This window comes from Caulobacter sp. 10L414, assembly GCF_056395525.1.
This window is the reverse complement of record NZ_JBFTJR010000026.1, coordinates 45,864-64,679: the sequence shown is the minus strand read 5'-3', so window position 1 is coordinate 64,679 and position 18,816 is coordinate 45,864. Positions and strand designations below refer to the sequence as shown.

The 18,816-nt window shown below is 68.1% G+C and carries 16 protein-coding genes; 7 read left to right on the top strand and 9 right to left on the bottom strand.

What is annotated here, in order from left to right; genetic code table 11:
• Positions 1-3,156 (top strand): beta strand repeat-containing protein (locus AC1DCG_RS12595; RefSeq protein ID WP_477041510.1); only part of this gene is annotated, 3,156 nt, incomplete at its 5' end.
• 159 nt (positions 3,157-3,315) lie between these two features.
• Here AC1DCG_RS12595 and AC1DCG_RS12590 read toward each other — a convergent pair.
• A complete protein-coding gene (locus tag AC1DCG_RS12590) occupies positions 3,316-3,783 on the bottom strand; it encodes a helix-turn-helix domain-containing protein (RefSeq protein ID WP_477028183.1) in 468 nt (155 codons plus the stop codon).
• Positions 3,784-4,117: 334 nt separating this feature from the next.
• Here AC1DCG_RS12590 and AC1DCG_RS12585 point away from each other — a divergent pair, with 334 nt between their 5' ends.
• The 3 genes from AC1DCG_RS12585 to AC1DCG_RS12575 all read left to right on the top strand — a co-directional run bounded on the left by AC1DCG_RS12585 (position 4,118) and on the right by AC1DCG_RS12575 (position 7,295).
• Complete coding sequence (locus AC1DCG_RS12585; RefSeq protein WP_477028182.1) at positions 4,118-4,384, top strand: XapX domain-containing protein; 267 nt, start codon at positions 4,118-4,120, stop codon at positions 4,382-4,384.
• 74 nt (positions 4,385-4,458) lie between these two features.
• On the top strand, positions 4,459-6,309 hold the full coding sequence (locus AC1DCG_RS12580; protein WP_477028181.1) for an amidohydrolase: 1,851 nt from the start codon (positions 4,459-4,461) through the stop codon (positions 6,307-6,309).
• Positions 6,310-6,326: 17 nt separating this feature from the next.
• Complete coding sequence (locus AC1DCG_RS12575) at positions 6,327-7,295, top strand: proline iminopeptidase-family hydrolase (protein WP_477028180.1); 969 nt, start codon at positions 6,327-6,329, stop codon at positions 7,293-7,295.
• A 46-nt stretch (positions 7,296-7,341) separates the two neighbouring features.
• Here the strand turns inward: AC1DCG_RS12575 and AC1DCG_RS12570 are convergent, their stop codons facing one another.
• The gene (locus tag AC1DCG_RS12570; RefSeq protein WP_477028179.1) at positions 7,342-7,986 is read right to left on the bottom strand and encodes a response regulator transcription factor; all 645 of its coding nucleotides are present in this window, start codon (positions 7,984-7,986) and stop codon (positions 7,342-7,344) included.
• On the bottom strand, positions 7,970-11,218 hold the full coding sequence (locus AC1DCG_RS12565) for a PAS domain-containing sensor histidine kinase (protein ID WP_477036414.1): 3,249 nt from the start codon (positions 11,216-11,218) through the stop codon (positions 7,970-7,972). Before AC1DCG_RS12565 ends, AC1DCG_RS12570 begins: the two co-directional genes overlap by 17 nt.
• Positions 11,219-11,446: 228 nt before the next feature.
• Here AC1DCG_RS12565 and AC1DCG_RS12560 point away from each other — a divergent pair, with 228 nt between their 5' ends.
• Positions 11,447-12,043 carry a winged helix-turn-helix domain-containing protein gene (locus AC1DCG_RS12560; protein ID WP_477036413.1) on the top strand — a complete coding sequence of 199 codons (597 nt, stop codon included), beginning with the start codon at positions 11,447-11,449 and terminating at the stop codon, positions 12,041-12,043.
• Between the two features lie 34 nt (positions 12,044-12,077).
• On the opposite strand, the gene AC1DCG_RS12555 is transcribed toward AC1DCG_RS12560, so the two are convergent.
• Together AC1DCG_RS12555 and AC1DCG_RS12550 are read right to left on the bottom strand one after the other, a co-directional pair.
• Positions 12,078-13,067 carry an alpha/beta fold hydrolase gene (locus tag AC1DCG_RS12555; protein ID WP_477028176.1) on the bottom strand — a complete coding sequence of 330 codons (990 nt, stop codon included), beginning with the start codon at positions 13,065-13,067 and terminating at the stop codon, positions 12,078-12,080.
• Between the two features lie 89 nt (positions 13,068-13,156).
• Positions 13,157-13,915, bottom strand: a complete 759-nt coding sequence (locus tag AC1DCG_RS12550; RefSeq protein WP_477028175.1) for an alpha/beta fold hydrolase — start codon at positions 13,913-13,915, stop codon at positions 13,157-13,159.
• A gap of 311 nt (positions 13,916-14,226) precedes the next feature.
• Between AC1DCG_RS12550 and AC1DCG_RS12545 the strand changes: the two genes are divergently transcribed.
• Together AC1DCG_RS12545 and AC1DCG_RS12540 are read left to right on the top strand one after the other, a co-directional pair.
• The gene (locus AC1DCG_RS12545) at positions 14,227-14,907 is read left to right on the top strand and encodes an isochorismatase family protein (protein ID WP_477028174.1); all 681 of its coding nucleotides are present in this window, start codon (positions 14,227-14,229) and stop codon (positions 14,905-14,907) included.
• 118 nt (positions 14,908-15,025) lie between these two features.
• On the top strand, positions 15,026-15,868 hold the full coding sequence (locus AC1DCG_RS12540) for an alpha/beta fold hydrolase (RefSeq protein ID WP_477028173.1): 843 nt from the start codon (positions 15,026-15,028) through the stop codon (positions 15,866-15,868).
• A gap of 19 nt (positions 15,869-15,887) precedes the next feature.
• Here AC1DCG_RS12540 and AC1DCG_RS12535 read toward each other — a convergent pair whose 3' ends face one another.
• The 4 genes from AC1DCG_RS12535 to AC1DCG_RS12520 form a co-directional block, all read right to left on the bottom strand.
• The gene (locus tag AC1DCG_RS12535; RefSeq protein WP_477028172.1) at positions 15,888-16,517 is read right to left on the bottom strand and encodes a pyridoxamine 5'-phosphate oxidase family protein; all 630 of its coding nucleotides are present in this window, start codon (positions 16,515-16,517) and stop codon (positions 15,888-15,890) included.
• 39 nt (positions 16,518-16,556) lie between these two features.
• Positions 16,557-17,021 carry a nuclear transport factor 2 family protein gene (locus AC1DCG_RS12530; RefSeq protein WP_477028171.1) on the bottom strand — a complete coding sequence of 155 codons (465 nt, stop codon included), beginning with the start codon at positions 17,019-17,021 and terminating at the stop codon, positions 16,557-16,559.
• Between the two features lie 107 nt (positions 17,022-17,128).
• Positions 17,129-18,199: a FecR family protein gene (locus tag AC1DCG_RS12525; protein ID WP_477028170.1), complete on the bottom strand. Its 1,071-nt coding sequence runs from the start codon at positions 18,197-18,199 to the stop codon at positions 17,129-17,131.
• Positions 18,196-18,780 (bottom strand): RNA polymerase sigma factor, encoded by a 585-nt coding sequence (locus tag AC1DCG_RS12520; protein WP_477028169.1) that lies wholly within the window; start codon positions 18,778-18,780, stop codon positions 18,196-18,198. The genes AC1DCG_RS12525 and AC1DCG_RS12520 overlap by 4 nt, the downstream gene beginning before the upstream one ends.
• Positions 18,781-18,816: the final 36 nt, after the last annotated feature.

Sequence of the window (18,816 nt, the reverse complement as noted above, 5' to 3'; positions counted from 1 at the left end):
GCGACCGGCAGCGGCCTGTCGAACTACGCCATCACCTACGTCAACGGTGGGCTGACGATCACGCCCAAGGCCCTGACCATCATTGGCGGACTTACCCCATCCATCTATACCGGGGCGGGGCAGACCAACAGCTTCAGCACGATCGGTCTGGTGGGCTCGGACGCTGTGACCTCGGTCCAGGGCCTGGGCGGTGGGACCAGTGTCGGCAACTATGCCGACAACCTGTCGGGGGCCACCGGCAGCGGCCTGTCGAACTACAACATCACCTACACCAACGGCGCTTTGGCGATCATACCCAAGGCGTTGACCATCACCGGCGACAGCGCCTCCAACACCTACGACGGCGGCCTCCAGATCAACGGCTTCACCGCCACCGGTCTGGTCGGTTCCGACATGGTGGCCTCGGTCGACGGCCTGGGCCGTGGGACCAATGTCGGGACCTATGTCGACAGCCTGTCGGGCGCGGTCGGCCTCGGCCTGTCGAACTACACGATCACCTATGTCAACGGCGGCCTGGCCATCACGCCCAAGGCCGTGACGGTGACCTATACGGCCAATGCCGCCAGCAGCACCTACGGCCAGGCGCCGATCGGCCTTGGCGGCGGCTACCTCGCCAGCGGCCTGATCGGCGGCGACACGCTGTCGGGCACGGCAAGCTGGACGACCGCGGCGACCACCACCTCGGGCGTCGGCGGCTACGCCATCACCGGTTCGGGCCTCGGCGTCGGCTCCAACTACACGCTGGTGGCCAGCCAGGCGGCCGGCAACGCCACCGCCCTGACCATCACGCCCCGTGCACTGACGGTGACCGGCAACGCCGGATCGCTAGTCTACAACGGCGCGGCCCAGGTCAACGGCTTCACCACCAGCGGCCTGATCAACGGCGACACCGTGACATCGGTCGCGGGGCTGGGTGGAGGGACCAACGTCGGGACCTATGCCGACGTTCTGTCGGGCGCGACCGGTACCGGCCTGTCGAACTACGCTATCACCTACGTCAACGGCGGCCTGGCCATCACGCCCAAGGCGCTGACCATCACCGGCGGCGCCGGCTCGGTGATCTACAATGGCGGCGTGCAGACCAACGGTTTCACGACCAACGGCCTGGTCGGTTCGGACGTCGTGACCTCGGTGGCGGGGCTGGGCGCAGGGACCAATGTCGGGACCTACGCAGACGTTCTGTCGGGCGCGACCGGCAACGGCCTGTCGAACTACGCCATCACCTATGTCAACGGCGGTCTGGCCATCACGCCCAAGGCGCTGACCATCATCGGCGGCGCCGGCTCGGTGATCTATAATGGCGGTGTGCAGACCAACGGCTTCACGGCCAACGGCCTGGTCGGTTCGGACGTCGTCACCTCGGTGGCGGGCCTGGCCGGCGGGACCAATGTCGGGACCTATGCCGACAGCCTGTCGGCCGCGACCGGCATCGGCCTGTCGAACTACGCCATCACCTACGTCAACGGCGGTCTGGCCATCACACCCAAGGCGCTGGTCATCACCGGCGGAACGGCCTCGGGCGTCTACAACGGCGGCCTGCAGACCAACGGCTTCACGACCAACGGCCTGGTCGGCTCGGACACCGTGACCTCGGTTGCGGGGCTGGGGGCCGGGACCAATGCCGGGACCTATGCCGACATTCTGTCGGGCGCGACCGGCAACGGCCTGTCGAACTACGCCATCACCTATGTCAACGGCGGCCTGGTCATCACGCCGAAGGCCCTGGTTATCACCGGCGGGACGACCTCGGGCGTCTACAATGGCGCGGCCCAGACTAACGGCTTCACGACCAACGGCCTGGTTGGTTCGGACGCGGTCACCTCGGTGGCGGGCCTGGCCGGCGGGACCAATGCCGGGACCTATGTCGACGTTCTGTCGGGTGCGACCGGCAGCGGCCTGTCGAACTACGCCATCACCTATGTCAACGGCGGCCTGGCCATCACGCCCAAGGCGCTGACCGTGACCGGCAACACCGGCTCGKYGATCTATAMYGGCGGYSYKCAGACCAACGGCTTCACSRCCARCGGCCTGGTCGGYTCSGACRYCGTSACCTCGGTSGCGGGCCTGGCCGGCGGGACCAATGTCGGGACCTATGTCGACGTCCTGTCGGGCGCCGTCGGCAACGGCCTGTCGAACTACGCCATCACCTACGTCAACGGTGGTCTGGGCATCACGCCCAAGGCGCTGACCGTGACCGGAAACACCGGCTCGGTGGTCTACAACGGCGCGGCCCAGATCAACGGCTTCACCACAAGCGGCCTGGTAGGTTCGGACGCCGTGACTTCGGTCTCGGGCCTGGCGGGCGGCGTCTTCGCCGGCAGCTATGCCGACGCCCTGTCGAACGCGACCGGCAACGGTCTGGCGAACTACGTGATCACCTACGTCAACGGCGGTCTGGCCATCACGCCCAAGGCGCTGACCGTGACCTACACGGCCAACGGCGTCGGCAGTGTCTATGGCGACACCCCCGGCGGCCTCTCCGGCGGCTATGTGGTCGACGGCCTGGTCGGCGCCGACACCCTGTGGGGCAGCGCCGCCTGGACCACCACGGCGACGGCGACCTCGGGCGTCGGGACCTACGCCGTCAGCGGTTCGGGTCTGAGCGCGAGCAGCAACTACGTGCTGACCAGCGTGCAGGCGGCGGGCAACGCCTCGGCGCTGACCATCACGCCGCGGACCATCATCGTGACCGCTGACGCCCTCAGCCGCGTCTATGGCGCGACCAACCCGGCGCTGACCTGGACGGTCGGCGGGCGCGGCCTGGTCAACGGCGACACGCTTTCCGGCGCGCTGGCCACCACGGCCGATGCCGGTTCGCTGGTCGGCGACTACGCGATCACCCGCGGCAGCCTCGCATTGAGCCCGAACTATGCGGTGACCTTCGTCGACGCGGTGCTCTCCGTCACGCCGGCGCCGTCGTCCAACCCGCCTTCGCGGGTCGTCGACACCGGCGACGTCGGTAGCGGGGCATCCGTGCCCGGCGCGGTGTCGGGCGGGCGTGACCTGACGCCGTCGCCGATCGCGGTGTCGTTCTCCGAAGCGGCGGAGGTCGTCGGCGACGGCGCCGCCTCTGGCGAGACCGGCGCCGGCGGTGGCGGCTGCCGGGGGGAGGCCGGCAAGGCCATAGCAAACTGCGCCGCGCAGTCCGGCTCCTGATGCGGGGGCGCTGTCCCTAGGCCTTCGACGGCCGCACCCGGCGGGCTCCCCGCCAGGTGCGGCCGTTTCTCGTCATGGGCCGTCCGAGCCTGTCTTGGGGAGGCGGTCCCGCCGGCGGAGATGCGCTCCATCGACCGCCGGCTGGCCGCGTCTTCGCCCCTAGCACGAGCCCATCGCTTCGGCTGATCGGCCTTCAAGCGCCGCGGTCCGCCGCCACTGCGAGGGCGTCGAGCCGGTCAGGCCGCCGAACGTGCGGGTGAAATGCGCCTGGTCGGTGAAGCCGCAGGCCAGGGCGATCTGGCACAGGCTCGTGGCGCCGAGCACCATCATCGATTGGGCCAGCTCGATCCGGCGATGGGCGACGAACCGCGAGAACGTCACGCCGAAAGACTGGCGAAAGCGGCGCGAGAAGTAGCTCGGGCTGAGCTTGGCGCGTTGCGCGGCGGTGCGTATCGACAGCCGGCCGCCCAGGTCGCTGTCGACGTAGTCGCGAACCCGCCTTGCCTGCCAGGGCAGAAGCCCTTCCCACCGGGGCGGCTCGACCGGCGTCGCCGAGTGTTCGACGGGGGCGGGCGCATGGCGGACCAGCTCCGCGCCCAGGCCTCTGGTGATTTCGATCTGCGCCATGCGCCGTCTCCGTGGATCAAGTTTTCGCCAGTGACCTTAGGCGCAGGGGCGGCGCGGCAGGAGTAAAGCGCAGTAAAGACCAGTGAACCGTGGGTTCTTCCGGTCATGGCGTCTGAGCAGGACCTGGCCTGACCGCCGAAAAGGTCCGAATTCTTGCTGGCCGCCGGCGCGTGAACCGCCGCGCCCACGCCGACAACCGATCCATTCAAGCCATCTGGCCCTGGAAAGCCAAAGTCGGCGCCGAGCGTCGGCGGCTCGATGTCCTGCGTCGCCGGCGTTCTTCTTCGCCGTGCGCCGCCCTGGTCCGGGTCCGCCATCCAGATGGAGCGTCTTCATGAAGCCCTACCTTCTCTCTCTCGGCGCCGGGCTGCTGGTTGGCGTGATCTACGCCCTGCTGAGCGTGCGCTCGCCGGCGCCGCCGGCCATCGCGCTGATCGGTTTGATGGGCATTCTGCTCGGCGAGCAGGCCGTGCCGATCGTCAAGCGGCTCGCCGCCGGCGCTCCGGTCATGGCCTTCATCAAGTCCGACTGCGCCGTCCACGTCCTGGGTCCTCAGGCGGCCAAGCCGAGCGAGGCGGGGGATCCCCCGGTGCAGCCATGAGCCTGAGCCGCCGCCGGACCCTGGCGCTGGGCGCCGCTCTTCTTTCCAGTTCCGCTTTTGCCGAAAGGGGCTCCATGCCCGATCTCATCCTCGTCAACGCCAAGATCACGACGCTGGATCGCGGCAATCCCAGAGCCGCGGCCGTGCTGATCCGTGGCGGACGGTTCGTCGCCGTCGGCGAGGAGGGGGAGGTGCGCGCCTTGGCCCAGGCCGACGCCCAGCTGATCGACCTGGGCGGCCGTCGCGTCATTCCGGGCCTGATCGACAGCCACATGCACATCATCCGCGGCGGGCTGAACTACAATATGGAGCTGCGCTGGGACGGCGTGCCGACCCTGGCCGACGCCATGACCATGCTGAAGAAGCAGGCCGCCAACACGCCGCCCCCGCAGTGGGTGCGCGTGGTCGGCGGCTTCACCGAGCACCAGTTCGTCGAAAAGCGCCTGCCGACCCTGGAGGAGTTGAACGCCGCCGCGCCCGAGACGCCGGTGTTCATCCTGCACCTCTACGACCGGGCGCTGCTGAACGCGGCGGCCCTGCGCGCGGTGGGCTACACCAAGGACACGCCCAACCCGCCCGGCGGTGAGATCCAGCGCGACGCGGCCGGCAATCCCACCGGCCTGCTGCTGGCCCAGCCGAATGCGACGATCCTCTACGCCACCCTGGCCAAGGGACCCAAGCTCCCGCCCGAGTATCAGCTGAACTCAACCCGCCACTTCATGCGCGAGATGAACCGCCTGGGCGTGACCAGCGTGATCGACGCGGGCGGCGGCTTTCAGAACTATCCCGACGACTATGCGATCATCGAGAAGCTGCACATCGACGACCAGCTGACCCTGCGGATCAGCTACAACCTCTTCACCCAGAAGCCGAAGGCCGAGCTGGCCGACTTCCAGGCCTGGTCCAGGCAGGTCAAGCCTGGCCAGGGCGACGACAAGTACCGCCACAACGGCGCGGGCGAGATGCTGGTCTACAGCGCCGCCGACTTCGAGGACTTCCGCGTCGCGCGGCCTGAGATGCCGGCCAACATGGAAACCGACCTGGAGCCGGTGATCCGCCACCTGGTCGAGAACCGCTGGCCCTGGCGGCTGCACGCCACCTATGACGAGACGATCAGCCGGGCGCTGGACGTCTACGAGAAGGTCGACCGCGATATGCCGTTCGATGGCCTGCACTGGTTCTTCGACCACGCCGAGACGATCAGCGAGCGCAACATCGACCGCATCGCGGCCCTGGGCGGCGGCATCGCCGTGCAGCACCGCATGGCCTATCAGGGCGAGTACTTCATGGAGCGATACGGGGCCAAGGCCGCCGAGGCGACGCCCCCGATCGGCAAGATGCTGAAGGCTGGCGTCCCGGTGGGCGCCGGCACCGATGCGACCCGCGTGGCCAGCTACAATCCGTGGGTGTCGCTGAACTGGCTGGTCACCGGCAAGACGGTGGGCGGCGCGCGCCTCTATCCGCCGGCCAACCGCCTGGACCGCGAGGAGGCCCTGCGGCTGTGGACCACCGCCAACACCTGGTTCTCGAACGAGGAGGGCAAGAAGGGGCAGATCGCTGTCGGCCAACTGGCCGACCTGGCGGTGCTCAGCGACGACTACATGACGGTGTCCGAGGACCAGATCCCGCACCTGTCGTCGGTGCTCACCCTGCTGGGCGGAAAGGTGGTCCATGGCGAAGGCGACTTCGGCAAGCTGGCGCCCTCCCTGCCGCCGCCGATGCCCGACTGGTCGCCGGTGCGGACCTTCGGGGGCTACCAGGATCGTTCCCGCCAGCACGCCCGCGCCCTGGCCAGCGCCTGCGGCTGCGCCAGCGCCTGCAACGTCCACGGCCACGACCACGCCGCCGCTCTGGGCCAGGAGGCCCCGACCGCCGATCCGCGCTCCTTCTGGGGCGTGATGGGCTGCGGCTGCTGGGCGGTTTGATGAAAGGAGCATCGAACATGGCAACCAAGGGCTTGACCCGTCGCGCGACCTTGAAGGCCTCGGCGGGCCTGCTCGGCGCGAGCCTTGTCGCCACGGCGGATCGCGCGCTGGCGCAGGTTCCTCAGGCCGAAGGCTTTGCGAGCGTCCCGGGCGGCAAGGTCTATTGGCGAAAGTTCGGCGCCGGAGGCAAGACGCCGCTGCTGACCCTGCATGGCGGACCCGGATCGTCGCACAGCTACCTGCTTCCGCTGCAGGCCCTGGCCGACGAGCGCCCGGTCATCTTCTACGATCAGCTGGGATGCGGCCGCTCGGATGCGCCGGAAGAGGACAGCGCGTACTCGATCCAGCGGTCGGTCGACGAGGTGGACGCGGTCCGCACCGCCCTGGGCCTGGACCAGGTCGTGCTGCTGGGGCACTCGTGGGGCGCGCTGCTGGCGGTGGAGTATTTGTGCCTGGGGCGGGGCAGGGGCGTCGACCGCCTGATCCTCAGCGGCGCCATGGCCAGCATTCCGCAGGTGGTGGCCGGCTTCGAGCGTCTCTTCGCCACCATGCCCGACGGCTGGGGCGGCAAGATCCGCGCCCTGGAAAAGGCCGGCAAGACGGGCGCGCCCGAGTATGCCCAGCTCGTCCAGAAGTTCTACGACGCTTTCGTGCTGCGGGTTCCGCCGAGCCCAGAGGTCCTGGCGACCCTGGAGGCGCTATCCAGGTCGCCGGCCTACCGCGTGCTCAACGGCCCCAACGAGTTCACCATCGTCGGCAAGATCAAGGACTGGGATCGCCGCAAGGACCTGGGAGCGATCACCCAGAAGACCCTGATCACCACCGGCGAGTTCGACGAGGTCACCCTCGACTGTCACGAGACCCTTCGCGACGGCATCGCCGGCAAGGCGCGTCTGGCGGTGATGGCCGGCTGCTCGCACCTGACGATGAACGAGAAGCCCGCTCAATATAACGCCCTGTTGCGCGGCTTCCTGAACGAAGCCTAGGAGCCTCGCGGCCGGCGGCGGGGAGCGCCCGTCGCTGGCCAGGCGCTCAAAGCTGCGGGTTCGCCTCGGCGTTGGCCAGCCGGTCGGCCATGCGCACGAGTTCGGGCAGGGACTCGGCCTCCATCTTCTTCATCACCTGGCTGCGATGCAGTTTGACCGTGGCTTCGGTGATCGCGACCCGCTCGGCGATCTGCTTGTTGAGCAGGCCGGCGGCGACGAGCACGAAGACCTGCCGTTCGCGCTCGGACAGGGTGGCGTAGCGTGCGGCCAGCGCCTGGTCGAGCCTGGCTTCGCCCCGTCGTTGCCGGTCCTTTGTCAGGGCGCGGTTCACCGCCTCCAGCAGATCCTGCTCGCGCACCGGCTTGGTCAGCACGTCGATCGCGCCTGCCTTCATCGCCCGCACCGCCATCTGGACGTCGACATGGGCGCTGATCAGCACGACCGATTGGGCCGCCCCGCTTCGCGCCAGGGCTTCCTGGAACTCCAGGCCGCTGCGGCCCGGAAGCCGGATGTCGAGCACGATGCAGCCGGCGCGCTCAAGCTGGCCGGCGTCGAGGAACGCCTGCACCGATCCATAGATCTCCGTCGTCAGGCCCACCGACTGGAAGAGCGCCCGCAGCGCCTCGCGGACGCTTTCGTCGTCGTCGATGACCACGACGAGCGCATCGCTGTCCTTAGCGCTTGGAAACATGAACGCCGTGTCCTTCCGCCAAAGGCAGGGTGAAACTGAAGACGCCGCCGCGCGTCCCGTTGCTCGCCGCCCAGATCCGTCCCCCATGGGCTTCGAGGATCGACCGGCAGATGGAAAGGCCCATCCCGATGCCTTCGGGCTTGGTGCTGAAGAAGGCCTCGAACAGGCGATCAGGGTCGTCGGCGCCGAGGCCTGGCCCGGTATCCGTTACGGTCACCAGGGCCTCGCCGTCTCGCGTCTGGGCCCGCACGGTCAGGTGTCGGGGGCTCGTCGACGCGCCGGCCATGGCCTCGACGCTGTTCATGATCAGGTTGAGGATCACCTGCTGCAGCTGGGTCGTGTCGCCGAGGATGACGATGGCGCCGTCGTCCAGCTCCGCCCTGGCGGTCACGTCGTGCCGCTTGAGCTCGCCGCGCAGCAGGTCGAGGACGGGCTGGACGACATCGTCGAGGCTGACGCGGTCCATCCGCGGCGCGGACTTGCGCGCCAGGCTGCGCAGGCTGGCGATGATGTCGCCGGCCCGGTGACCATCGCGGACGATGCGCTCGGCCGCCTGGCGGGCCATGGCGATGTCGGTCTGCGCGCCATCGAGCCAGCGCAGGCAGGCGCTGGCGTTGGTGACCACGCCCATCAGCGGCTGGTTGACTTCGTGGGCGATCGACACCGCCAGCTCGCCGATCGTGGTCATCCGTGTGACGTGGGCCAGATCGCTTTGACTCTGGCGCAGATCTTCCTCGGCGCGCTTGCGGTTCTCGATGTCGACATTGACCCCGAACCATCGGGTCAGGTTGCCGTGCTCGTCGAAGAACGGGCAGGCCCGGATCAGGAACCAGCGATACTCGCCGTCGGCGCGGCGCAGGCGCAGTTCGGCCTCGCCGGGCGTGCCGGCGGCGATGATCTGCGTCCACATTTCCAGGATGTGGTCGCGATCGTCGGGGTGGATGTAGTCGGCGAATTTGAAGCCCAGGACGTCGTCGAGCTGCGCGCCCGCGTAGTCGAGGTACTGCTGGCTCCAGAACCGCGTGGCGCCCTTGGCGTCGGACGACCAGGTCAGGCCGGGGATCGAGGAGATGATCTGCTGCAGTTCACGTTCGCTGTCGCGCAGCGCCGCCTCGCTGGCGCGAACCGCATCCTGCGCGACCTTGCGGTCTTCGATGTCTATGTTGACCCCGAACCATTCGGCGAGCCGTCCGGCGTCGTCGAACGAGGGGCTCGCGCGAAACAGCATCCAGCGATAGCTGCCGTCGGCCCGGCGAAGGCGGGCCTCGTGCTCGTTGGCGAGGCCCCGGGTGAAAGCATTTTCCCACGCCGCGAAGAGGCTTTCGGCGTCCTGCGGGTGGATGGCGTCGCGCCAGGCGCCGGCCAGGGCGTGCTCGGCGTCGAGGCCGATGTAGTCCAGGTATTGCTGGCTCAGGAAGGTGATCTCGCCGTCCGGAGCGGCCGACCAGACGAGGCCGGGAACGGCGTTGATGATGTGCTCGAGCCGGCGCTTGTTGTCGCGCAAGGCGGCCTCGCTGGCCCTCAAGGCCTTCTCCGCTCGCTTCCTGTCCTCGATATCGACGACGATGCCGTACCATTTGAGAACGTTGCCGTCGGCGTCCAGCAGAGGGTTCTGACGAAACTCGAACCATCTGTATTCGCCATCGCGGCCCATCATGCGGCCTTCGGTCTCCTGCGGGCGCGTCGAGCCGACGACCTCGTTCCAGGTCGAGCGCAGAGGCTCCACGTCGTCAGGATGGAAAAGCCGATAGAAGCCGTCGCCCTCGATCTCTTCAAACGCGACGCCCGCGAAATCCAGGAAGGTCCGGTTCCAGGAATCCAGCATGCCGTCGGGCTTTGTCGACCAGACCATCGCGGGGATGGTGCTGATCGTCAGGCTAAGCGCCCGCTCGCTTTCCCGCAGCGCGGCTTCGCTTTCCCGTAGCGCGTTCTCGGCGCGCTGCAGATCCTCGATGTCGACATTGCATCCGAACCAGCGGACCGCGCCGTTGGCGTCGGTGATCTTCCGACCCGCGAAATAGAACCATCGGTACTGACCGTCCGCGCCGCGAATGCGCCCCTTGAGCGCGGTCTGGTCGTTGTAGGTGATGTCCCGCGTCCAAGTCTCCATCATGCTCGGGACGTCGTCGGGGTGGTAGAGGTCCAGGAAGCCCCATTCCAGGATCTTGTCCGCCGGCTCGCCGGCATAGTCGCGCCAGCTCTGGTTGATGAAGTCGGCGCTGCCGTCGGGGCGGGCGGACCAGACCAGCACGGGCAGCGAATTGACGATCAGGTCGAGGTTCTGCTCGCTGGCCAACAGCGCGGCCTGGGCCTCCTCAAGCGCGGCCTCGGCGCGCTTGCGGTCTTCGATGTCGGCGCCGGCGCCGTACCACTTGATGACGTTGCCATCCGCGTCGAACAGCGGGTTCTGTCGCAGCACGAACCAGCGGTACTCGCCGTCGGCCCGCCGAATGCGGCCCTCGACGTCGCGCGGGCGCTTGGTGGCCATGATCTCCTGCCAGGACGCCAGCAGGTGCGCGGTGTCGTCGGGGTGGAAGATCGGCCAGAAGCCCTGGCCGCTGATCTCCTCGGCGGTCCAGCCGACGAAGTCGACGAAGTTCTGGTTGCAGAAGTCGATCAGCCCGTCCGGCGTCGTCGACCAGGCCATGGCCGGGATGGTGTTGATGGTCAGGTGCAGGCGCCATTCGCTTTCCGCCAGCGCCTGGGCGGACGGCGGATTGGCGCGCTGGTCCTCAGGCGGTCGGCGATCGCTGAGTTCGCGCATTTCCCGACAGGCCAGGCTGGTCTGCGCAGCGGCGATCTTCAGCTTCGAGCGCTCGTGGGCGTTCGGAAAGCCTTCGCGGCGCGACCCGGCGAGGATCTCGCCGATGCTGGCGCTGACGCCCAGCCCGCACACGGCCACCGATACGGACTGACCACCCACGGAGAGCCGGGTGTCGGCCGCGCCATGGTCCGTCCAGCTCTCCAGCGCGGCGCGGATGTCGTCGGGCGTGCAGGCCTGGGCGAAATCCGTCGCCACGCGAAGAAACACATGCGTGGTGTCGTTGAAGCGCAGGCCCACGAAGTCCAGCCCGAGCATGTCGAGCAGGGTCTCCAGAACGCTTTCGGCGATGGAGGTGGGGTCCAGGCCGGTCCAGGCCTCGGGCAGGCTGCCCAGGCGCTCAAGGTCGTGTTCGAGCTGTTCCAGGATCCGACTTTCGGCCGCCAGCGGCATGACGTGCGGAGGTGCCACAAGGAGCCCTTTGTCTTGTCTCTCCGACGCAGCCGCAGCCTATCGTGATCAAAGCATCGCTTCCACCTCGACCAAGGTCGAGGCCGGTTCGACGATGGGCTAGGGCGCCGCGACCATGGGCGAATTGAAGCTCCACGCGGCGCGGCGGTACGATTAGTCGTCCAAATCAAAGGAGGGTGGCGTGTCGAACCGTTCGAATTCCACCCACCGGCGCCGGAGGGGCGGCTGATGACGCCCGCGCCGACCTTCGCATTCGGGGACTATCTCTTCATTCCCGGGCGCCAGCTCCTGCTGAGGGGCGGCGAGGTCGTTCGCGTCGGCTGCCGGGCCCTGGATCTGCTGACGGCCTTTGTCCAGCGCCCCGGCGAGCTCCTGACCAAGCGTGAACTGCTGGAGGAGGCCTGGCCCAGCACGACCGTCGTCGAGGGCAACCTGAAGGTTCACATCGCCGCCCTGCGTCGGGCGCTCGACGATGACGTCGACGCCGCCCGCTACATCGCCACCGTGAACGGGCGGGGCTATCGCTTCGTTTCGCCTGTCGAGGTCGGCGAGGCGCTGACCGCGGGCGCAGTTTCGCCTGCGGCCCTGGCCGGCGAGGTCGCGCTCACCCCCGCCGGCCCGGCGCATGGGAACTTCGAAGAGGCGCTGGCGCTGCTGGCGCGGACCCTGCGTTCGATGGTCATCGAGATGCCCGACGATCCCGACAGGCAGGCGGCGGCTGGAGCCTCGCGCCGGGTGCTGTTCATCGAGCTTACGCTCCGGGACGAGGCCTGGATCGAAGACATGTTCGCCCAGCGTCTGCGCACGATATCCGCGACGCGCTGAGCGCCGCGGATATCTTCGGCTACCGAGGGCGGGCCTACTTCTTGAGATTACGGTCGAGGAAGTCGTGGATCAGCGGCGCCATCTCGCTGAGGCGGTCTTCCAGCGCGAAGTGGCCGCTGTCGAGAATGTGGATCTCGGCCTTGGGCAGGTCACGCAGGTAAGGATGGGCGCCCTCCTCGGGGAAGATCTTGTCGTTCTTGCCCCAGACGATCAGCGTCGGCGGCTGGTTGTCGCGGAAGAACTTCTGGAAGTCGGGATAGAACGGCACGTTCGAGCCGTAGTCGCCGAGCATGTCCAGCTGGACGTCGCGGTTGCCCGGGCGATCCAGCAGCGCCTGGTCGTGGACCCAGTTGTCGGGGCTGATGCGGGAGACGTCGCCCATGCCGTCGGTGTACTGGAACTTGGTGATGTCCAGCGTGACCAGGCCGTTGAGGGCGTCGCGGTTCTTCTGCGAGCGATCCTTCCAGTAGACCTTGATCGGGTCCCAGAAGGGCGACAGCAGGCCTTCGTCATAGGCGTTGCCGTTCTGCACGATCAGGCCGCTGACCCGCTCGGGGTGCTTGAGCGCCAGGCGGTAGCCGATCGGGGCGCCGTAATCCATGACGTACATGGTGTAGCGCTTGAGGCCCAGCTGGCCGACCAGCTTGTCGACGATGTCGGCCTGGTTGGCGAAGGTGTAGGAGAACTTGGTGTGGTCCGGCGCGTCGCTCTGGCCATAGCCCGGATAATCGGGCGCGATGACGCGGTACTTGTCGGCCAGCAGCGGGATCAGGTCGCGGAACATGTGCGACGAGGTCGGGAAGCCGTGCAGCAGCAGCACCACCGGACCGTCGGCCGGCCCGGCCTCGCGGTAGAACACCTTCACGCCGTCGACGGTGGCGGTCCTGTAGTGGATGACCGGGGGCGCGGGGCGGGTGGCGGCCGCCTTCGGCACCGGGGCGGCCAGGGCGTGCGGCGCGGCGGCCAGGGTGGCGGCCGACAGCGTGGCGGCGGCGAGCGCCAGGGACGTGAACAGTCGGGTCATCGAAGTCTCCTTGGTGTTTCAGGACGTTTTCGGGGAGGAGGGGGCCTCGCCCCGCGGACTGCGCGCGGCGAGATCGTCTTGCGGGGCGACTACTTGGTCGCGTCGGCCGCCATCGCGATGAAGTCGGCGACGTAGGCGGGCTTGGAGAGCATCACGGCGTGGCTGCTCGGGGTTTCCACGAGCGTGGCCTTGGCCCGCACCGCCATCGCGCGCTGGGCCGCCGGCGGGATCATCAGGTCCTGCGTCGCCAGCAGGTAGTAGCTGGGCTTGGCCTTCCAGGCGGGCGCGGTGATCTTGGCGCCGACCGCGCCCAGGCCCCACGGCACCTGGGAGGCGGCCATGAAGTGGGTGACCTTGGGGTCGACGTCGGCGGCGAAGGCCGAGGCGAACTTGGCCGGATCGACCTGGATGAACCCGTCCTTGGGCGGCAGGAGCGGCGCAGGGGGCGCGCCGGGGACCGGCGTGCTGGCCAGTTCCAGGACCGACTCGCCGGCGTCGGGCGCGAAGGCGGCCAGATAGACCAGGCTCTTGACCTTGGGGTCGGCGCCGGCCTCGGTGATCACAGCGCCGCCGTAGGAGTGGCCCACCAGGATGACAGGGTGCCTGGCCTGGGCGATGGCCTGCCGCGTCGCCGTGGCGTCTCCGTCCAGCGTGATGGTCGGGTTCTGGACGATCAGGACCTCGTAGCCCTTGTTCGATAGCAGGTCATAGACCGGCCGCCAGCCCGAGGCGTCGACGAAGGCCCCGTGGACCAGGACGATGGATACGGGCTTCTCGGCGGCGAAGGCCGCACCGGTCGATCCGGCGGCGGCCATGGCCGCGATCATTCCAACTACGGCGCGCTTCATCGTGTTCTCCATGGGGCGACCGAGCCCTGGGTGGGCGTTGGTCAATAGAAATAGTCCCTTGGAGGCGAGCGCGGGGTTAGGTGTGGTAAAGGCTGGTCAAGGCTGGAGTGATGAGCTTCGTTCGTGAAAAATGTGAGCGAATTTTCTCGAAGCGGTCGTGGTGAATAGGGTTTCGAAATTTGCAGTGATTGGGCCGATACCGAATTTTACGGAGCTTTACTGGCTCGTGCGGACTGATCGGAGAATGGTCGACCTGCGCGGGGCGTCCTCGAGGATGCCGATCCTGGCGCGGACCATTCGAGGAAGTCCCCATGACCACGTCACCGAAACAAAAAACGAGCGTCCTGCCCACGGGCGGCGGCGCTGCTCTCCTGGATCCCGCCGATGCGGCGATCCTGCTGCTCGATCACCAGTCGGGCCTGTTCCAGACCGTCAAGGACATCGCGGTGGCGGACCTTCGGCGGAATGTCGAGATGGTGGCCCGTCTGGCGACGCTGCTGAACATTCCGGTGATCACGACCGCGTCCGAACCGTCCGGCTCCAACGGCCCGCTGATGCCCGAGATCCACGAGCTGGCGCCCCACGCCGTCTACGTGCCGCGCAAGGGCGAGGTGAACGCCTGGGACAACGGCGACTTCGTCGAGCAGGTCAGGGCCACGGGCCGCAGGACCCTGATCATGGCCGGCGTCTGGACCAGCGTCTGCGTGATGTTCCCGGCCCTGGACGCGGTGGCGGCCGGCTATGAGGTCTACGCCGTGGTCGACGCCTCGGGTGATCCCAGCGAAATGGCCTCGCGCACCAGCCTGGCCCGTTTCGTCCAGGGCGGGGTCAAGCCGACCTCGACCAACGCGCTGCTCAGCGAACTGCATCGCACCTGGGCGCGTCCCGAGGCCGCCGAACTGGCCAAGCTCTACGGCCTGGCCGCGCCCAACTACGCCGCGGTGATGGAAAGCTTCCAGAAGGCCCAGGCGGTGGCCAGGGCCGGCGCCTGACGCTCCAAGGATCGTCCCTGGCGGCGTGCACCCGCCGCCAGGAAGACGCTCGCTTTGCACCGCGCTCGCTCATAGCGAAGGGACGCCAATGCCAAGATCTGTTCAGTCCGAGATCGCCTTGCGACGCGCCGAAGTCGGCGACGTCTCGATCTTCTATCGCGAGGCCGGAAGTCGGGAGCATCCGACGATCCTGCTGCTTCACGGCTTTCCGACCTCGTCCCACCAATTTCGCCACCTGATCCCGCGCCTGGCGGAGCGCTATCACGTGGTCGCCCCCGACCTCCCGGGCTTTGGCTTCACGACCGCTCCGGACGGGTTCGACTACAGCTTCGCAAGCCTGGCCAAGGCCATGGAGGCTTTCACCGACGCGATCGGGATCGCTCGCTACGCCATCTACATCTTCGACTATGGCGCTCCGGTGGGGCTGCGCCTGGCGCTGGCGAGGCCGGGCGCGATCACGGCGATCATCTCGCAGAACGGCAACGCCTACGAGGAAGGGCTCAGCGATGGCTGGGCGCAGACCAGGGCCTACTGGGCCGATCCCTCGCCGGCCAATCGCGAGGCGATGCGGGGGATGTTCACGCTGGAGACGACGCGCTGGCAATACACCCATGGCGCGCCCGACGAGACCCTGGTGGCTCCTGAGGGCTACTGGCTGGACTACGCCCTGATGTCGCGGCCGGGTAATGCGGACATCCAGCTGGGGCTGATCGCCGACTACGCCGGCAATGTTGCGCTCTATCCGCGCATTCACCAGTACTTCCGCGACCGCCAGCCGCCGCTCCTTGCGGTCTGGGGCGCGAACGATCCCTTCTTCCTGCCGGCCGGCGCGGAGGCCTTCCGGCGCGATCTACCCCAGGCCGAAGTACACTTCCTCGACACGGGCCACTTCGCCCTAGAGACGCATGCGGGCGTGATCGCCGATTACGTCCTGGATTTCCTGGACCGGGTTGCGGGCTGAGCGCGACCCTGGCCGCGTCCTAGCGTTCGGCCTGATCCAGGCGCTCGCGAAGGGCGCGGTTCTCGGCCTCGAGGGCCTCGATCTTCTGATGCAGCGGCTGGACCGCCTGCGAGATCTCGGCTTGGGTGAAGCGTGGGACGATGTGCTGGGGGCAGTTCCAGTCGAACGCCGACAGTTTCAGGCGGAAGATCCGCTCGGGCCTCGCCCGGTAGCCGGGATCTGAGACGCGCTCCAGCAGGCCCGGTTCGGCGTCCAGCGCCAGGCGCTCGGCATGCGCCAGGATCTTCAGCCTGGCGCGCCGTGGATAGTCGACCAGGATCAGCGCCACGCGGTCGTTGGCGTCGAGGTTGCCGACGCTGATGTACTGGCGGTTGCCGCGGAAGTCGGCGAACGCCAGCGTGGTCTCGTCGATGACCTTCAGGAAGCCGGGCGGTCCGCCCCGGTGCTGCACATAGGGCCAGCCCGTTTCCGAGACGCTGGCCATGTAGAAGCTGTCGCGCTCGGCGATGAAGGCTTCCTCGTTCTCCGTGAACGCCTCCATCTGCCGGTCGACCTGCCCGGGTGTCCACAGATGGTCGACCCCCATCTCGGCCTGGGCTGATCTCACGCTCGCCGAGCTGGCGAGGTCCAGGAAGCTGTATCGGCTCATGACGGGTCCTTCATCGCACAGGCTGGCGCAGAGCGCGGGCTAGAAGCCCAGGTCGCTCAGGCCGGGATGGTCGTCCGGCCTGCGGCCGAGCGGCCAGCGGAACTTGCGGTCTGTCTCGGCGATCGGGTGTTCGTTGATGCTGGCGTGACGGTTGCGCATCAGGCCGTCGGTGTCGAACTCCCAGTTCTCGTTGCCATAGGCGCGGAACCAGGCGCCGCTGTCGTCGCGATATTCATAGGCGTAGCGGACGGCGATGCGGGCCCCCTCGAACGCCCACAGCTCCTTGATCAGGCGATAGTCCAGTTCCTTGGCCCACTTCCGTTCCAGGAAGGCCTGGGCCTGGTCGCGGCCGTTCAGGAACTCGGCGCGATTTCGCCAGCGGGTGTCGGTCGTATAGGCCAGGGCGACCTTGGCGGGGTCGCGGCTGTTCCAGCCGTCCTCGGCCAGGCGGACCTTCTCGATGGCGCTTTCGCGCGAGAACGGCGGGAGCGGAGGTCGGGACATGGAGGTCTCCCAGGAAGGGGCGCGACAGGATGATACCAGGCATCGTTGCGGTTGCGCCGCCGGTCTTCTTGCAAAAAGGCGCAACGAAACCGCAGCAGGGAAGGCGACTACCGCTTGGCCTTGCCGCGCGGCGCGATCTCGATCCGGCCGTCCGGCAAGGGAACCAGCCGTACCGGATAGAGCGTGGTCAGGGTCGTGGCGAACCGGGCCGGATCGTCGGTTCGGAACGCGCCGCTGACGCGCAGGGCCGCCACCTCCGGATCGAGCACGACGAGCTGCTTGTCGGCGTGCCGGTTCATCTGCGCCACGGCCTGCGCCAAGGAGACGTTGTCGAACTGGATCACCTTGTGTTCAGCCTCTTCGGGCGTCGCTTCTGCCTGGACCACCTCGTCGGCATGCCCTCGGCGAGCGATGAGCTCCTGTCCGGGAACCAGAATCCTCGGGGCGCCGGTCACGACGCGAGGATCGTCGCCGACCGTGACGCCGAGAGAGCCTTCGTCGAGGCGGACACGCGTCTCGCCGTCCTGGACCTGAATGTTGAAGCGCGTGCCCAGGTCCGACACCACCCGCTCGCCGGCCGCCACCCTGAAGGGATGAGCCGCGTCATGCCTGACGTCGAACAGCACCTCGCCGCGCGTCATGCGGACGAGCCGCTGGCCGTCGGCGTAGCCGATATCCACGGCGCTGCCCGGCGACAGCACAAGACGCGTGCCGTCTTCCAGTTTCACGTTCAGCCGCTGCCCGGCTCCGGTCTCGTAGTCGTTCTGGCCGAACCGCGTCAGATCCCGAGCGCCGACGCCGGCCACCTGCGTCGGCGGGGGCACAATGGGCTGGCCGCCAAGGATCGAGAACAGCACGCCGCCGACGACGACCGCGGCGATCGAAGCCGCTGCGAGATACCAAGGCGCAGGCGAGGCCGAGGGACGGGCGCGAAGGGACAGGGCGTCCTTGCGCAGGTGGGATAGCAGTTCGTTGGTCTGGGGGTCTTCGAACACGTCCCAGAAATCGCGCGCGCGATCCCAGGCCAGGCGGTTGGCGTCGCTCTGCGCCAGCCAGCGTGCGAACGCCGCGTCGTCCTCGGCCGAAGGGTCGTGTTGCAGGCGCGCAAGCCACAGCGCCGCGGCCGCTTTCGGCCCCAGTTCCTGCAGGGCTTGCGGGGAGGGCAGATCGGCGTTCATGCCTCGCCCTCCTCAAGCATCAGATGGTCGATGGCGCGAGCCATGTCCTTTTCGACGGTGCTCAGCGAAACCTTCAGGCGCGTGGCGATCTCGCCGTAGCGCAGGCCCTCCAGGCGGCGCAGGACGAACACCGCGCGGGTTCGTTCCGGGAGCGCCATCAGGCTTGCCGACACGGCGCGAAGCCGCTCCCTGGCGAGCAGGGCGCGCAGCGCGTCGGCGTCTTCGGTGCGGTGGATCTCGGGTTCGAGGGCGACATGCGCATCGGCGCGCCGGACGCTGCGCCGCCTGTAGCGATCGGCCAGGACGCTCTCTGCGGTGCGATAGAGGTAGCCTTCGAAGTGCGCGACCCCCTCGGGCGCCTCGCGCTGGGTGACCCGCAGGAAGGTGTCCTGCAGCAGGTCTTCGGCTTCGCTAGGGTCAGGCACACGCCGCCGGATCCAGCCCAGCAGCTTGCCCCTGGCGTCGCGAAACTGCCGCGCGACCAGATGCAGCGAACTTGATTGTGAATGCCCGTCCGACATTGGCGAGTTGCTAGCCCGATCATCTTCAAAAACCAGGGCTCCGTCGGGTGTGGCGAACATGGGTGGCGTCCCTTGATCCCACCCGTGACGCAAGCC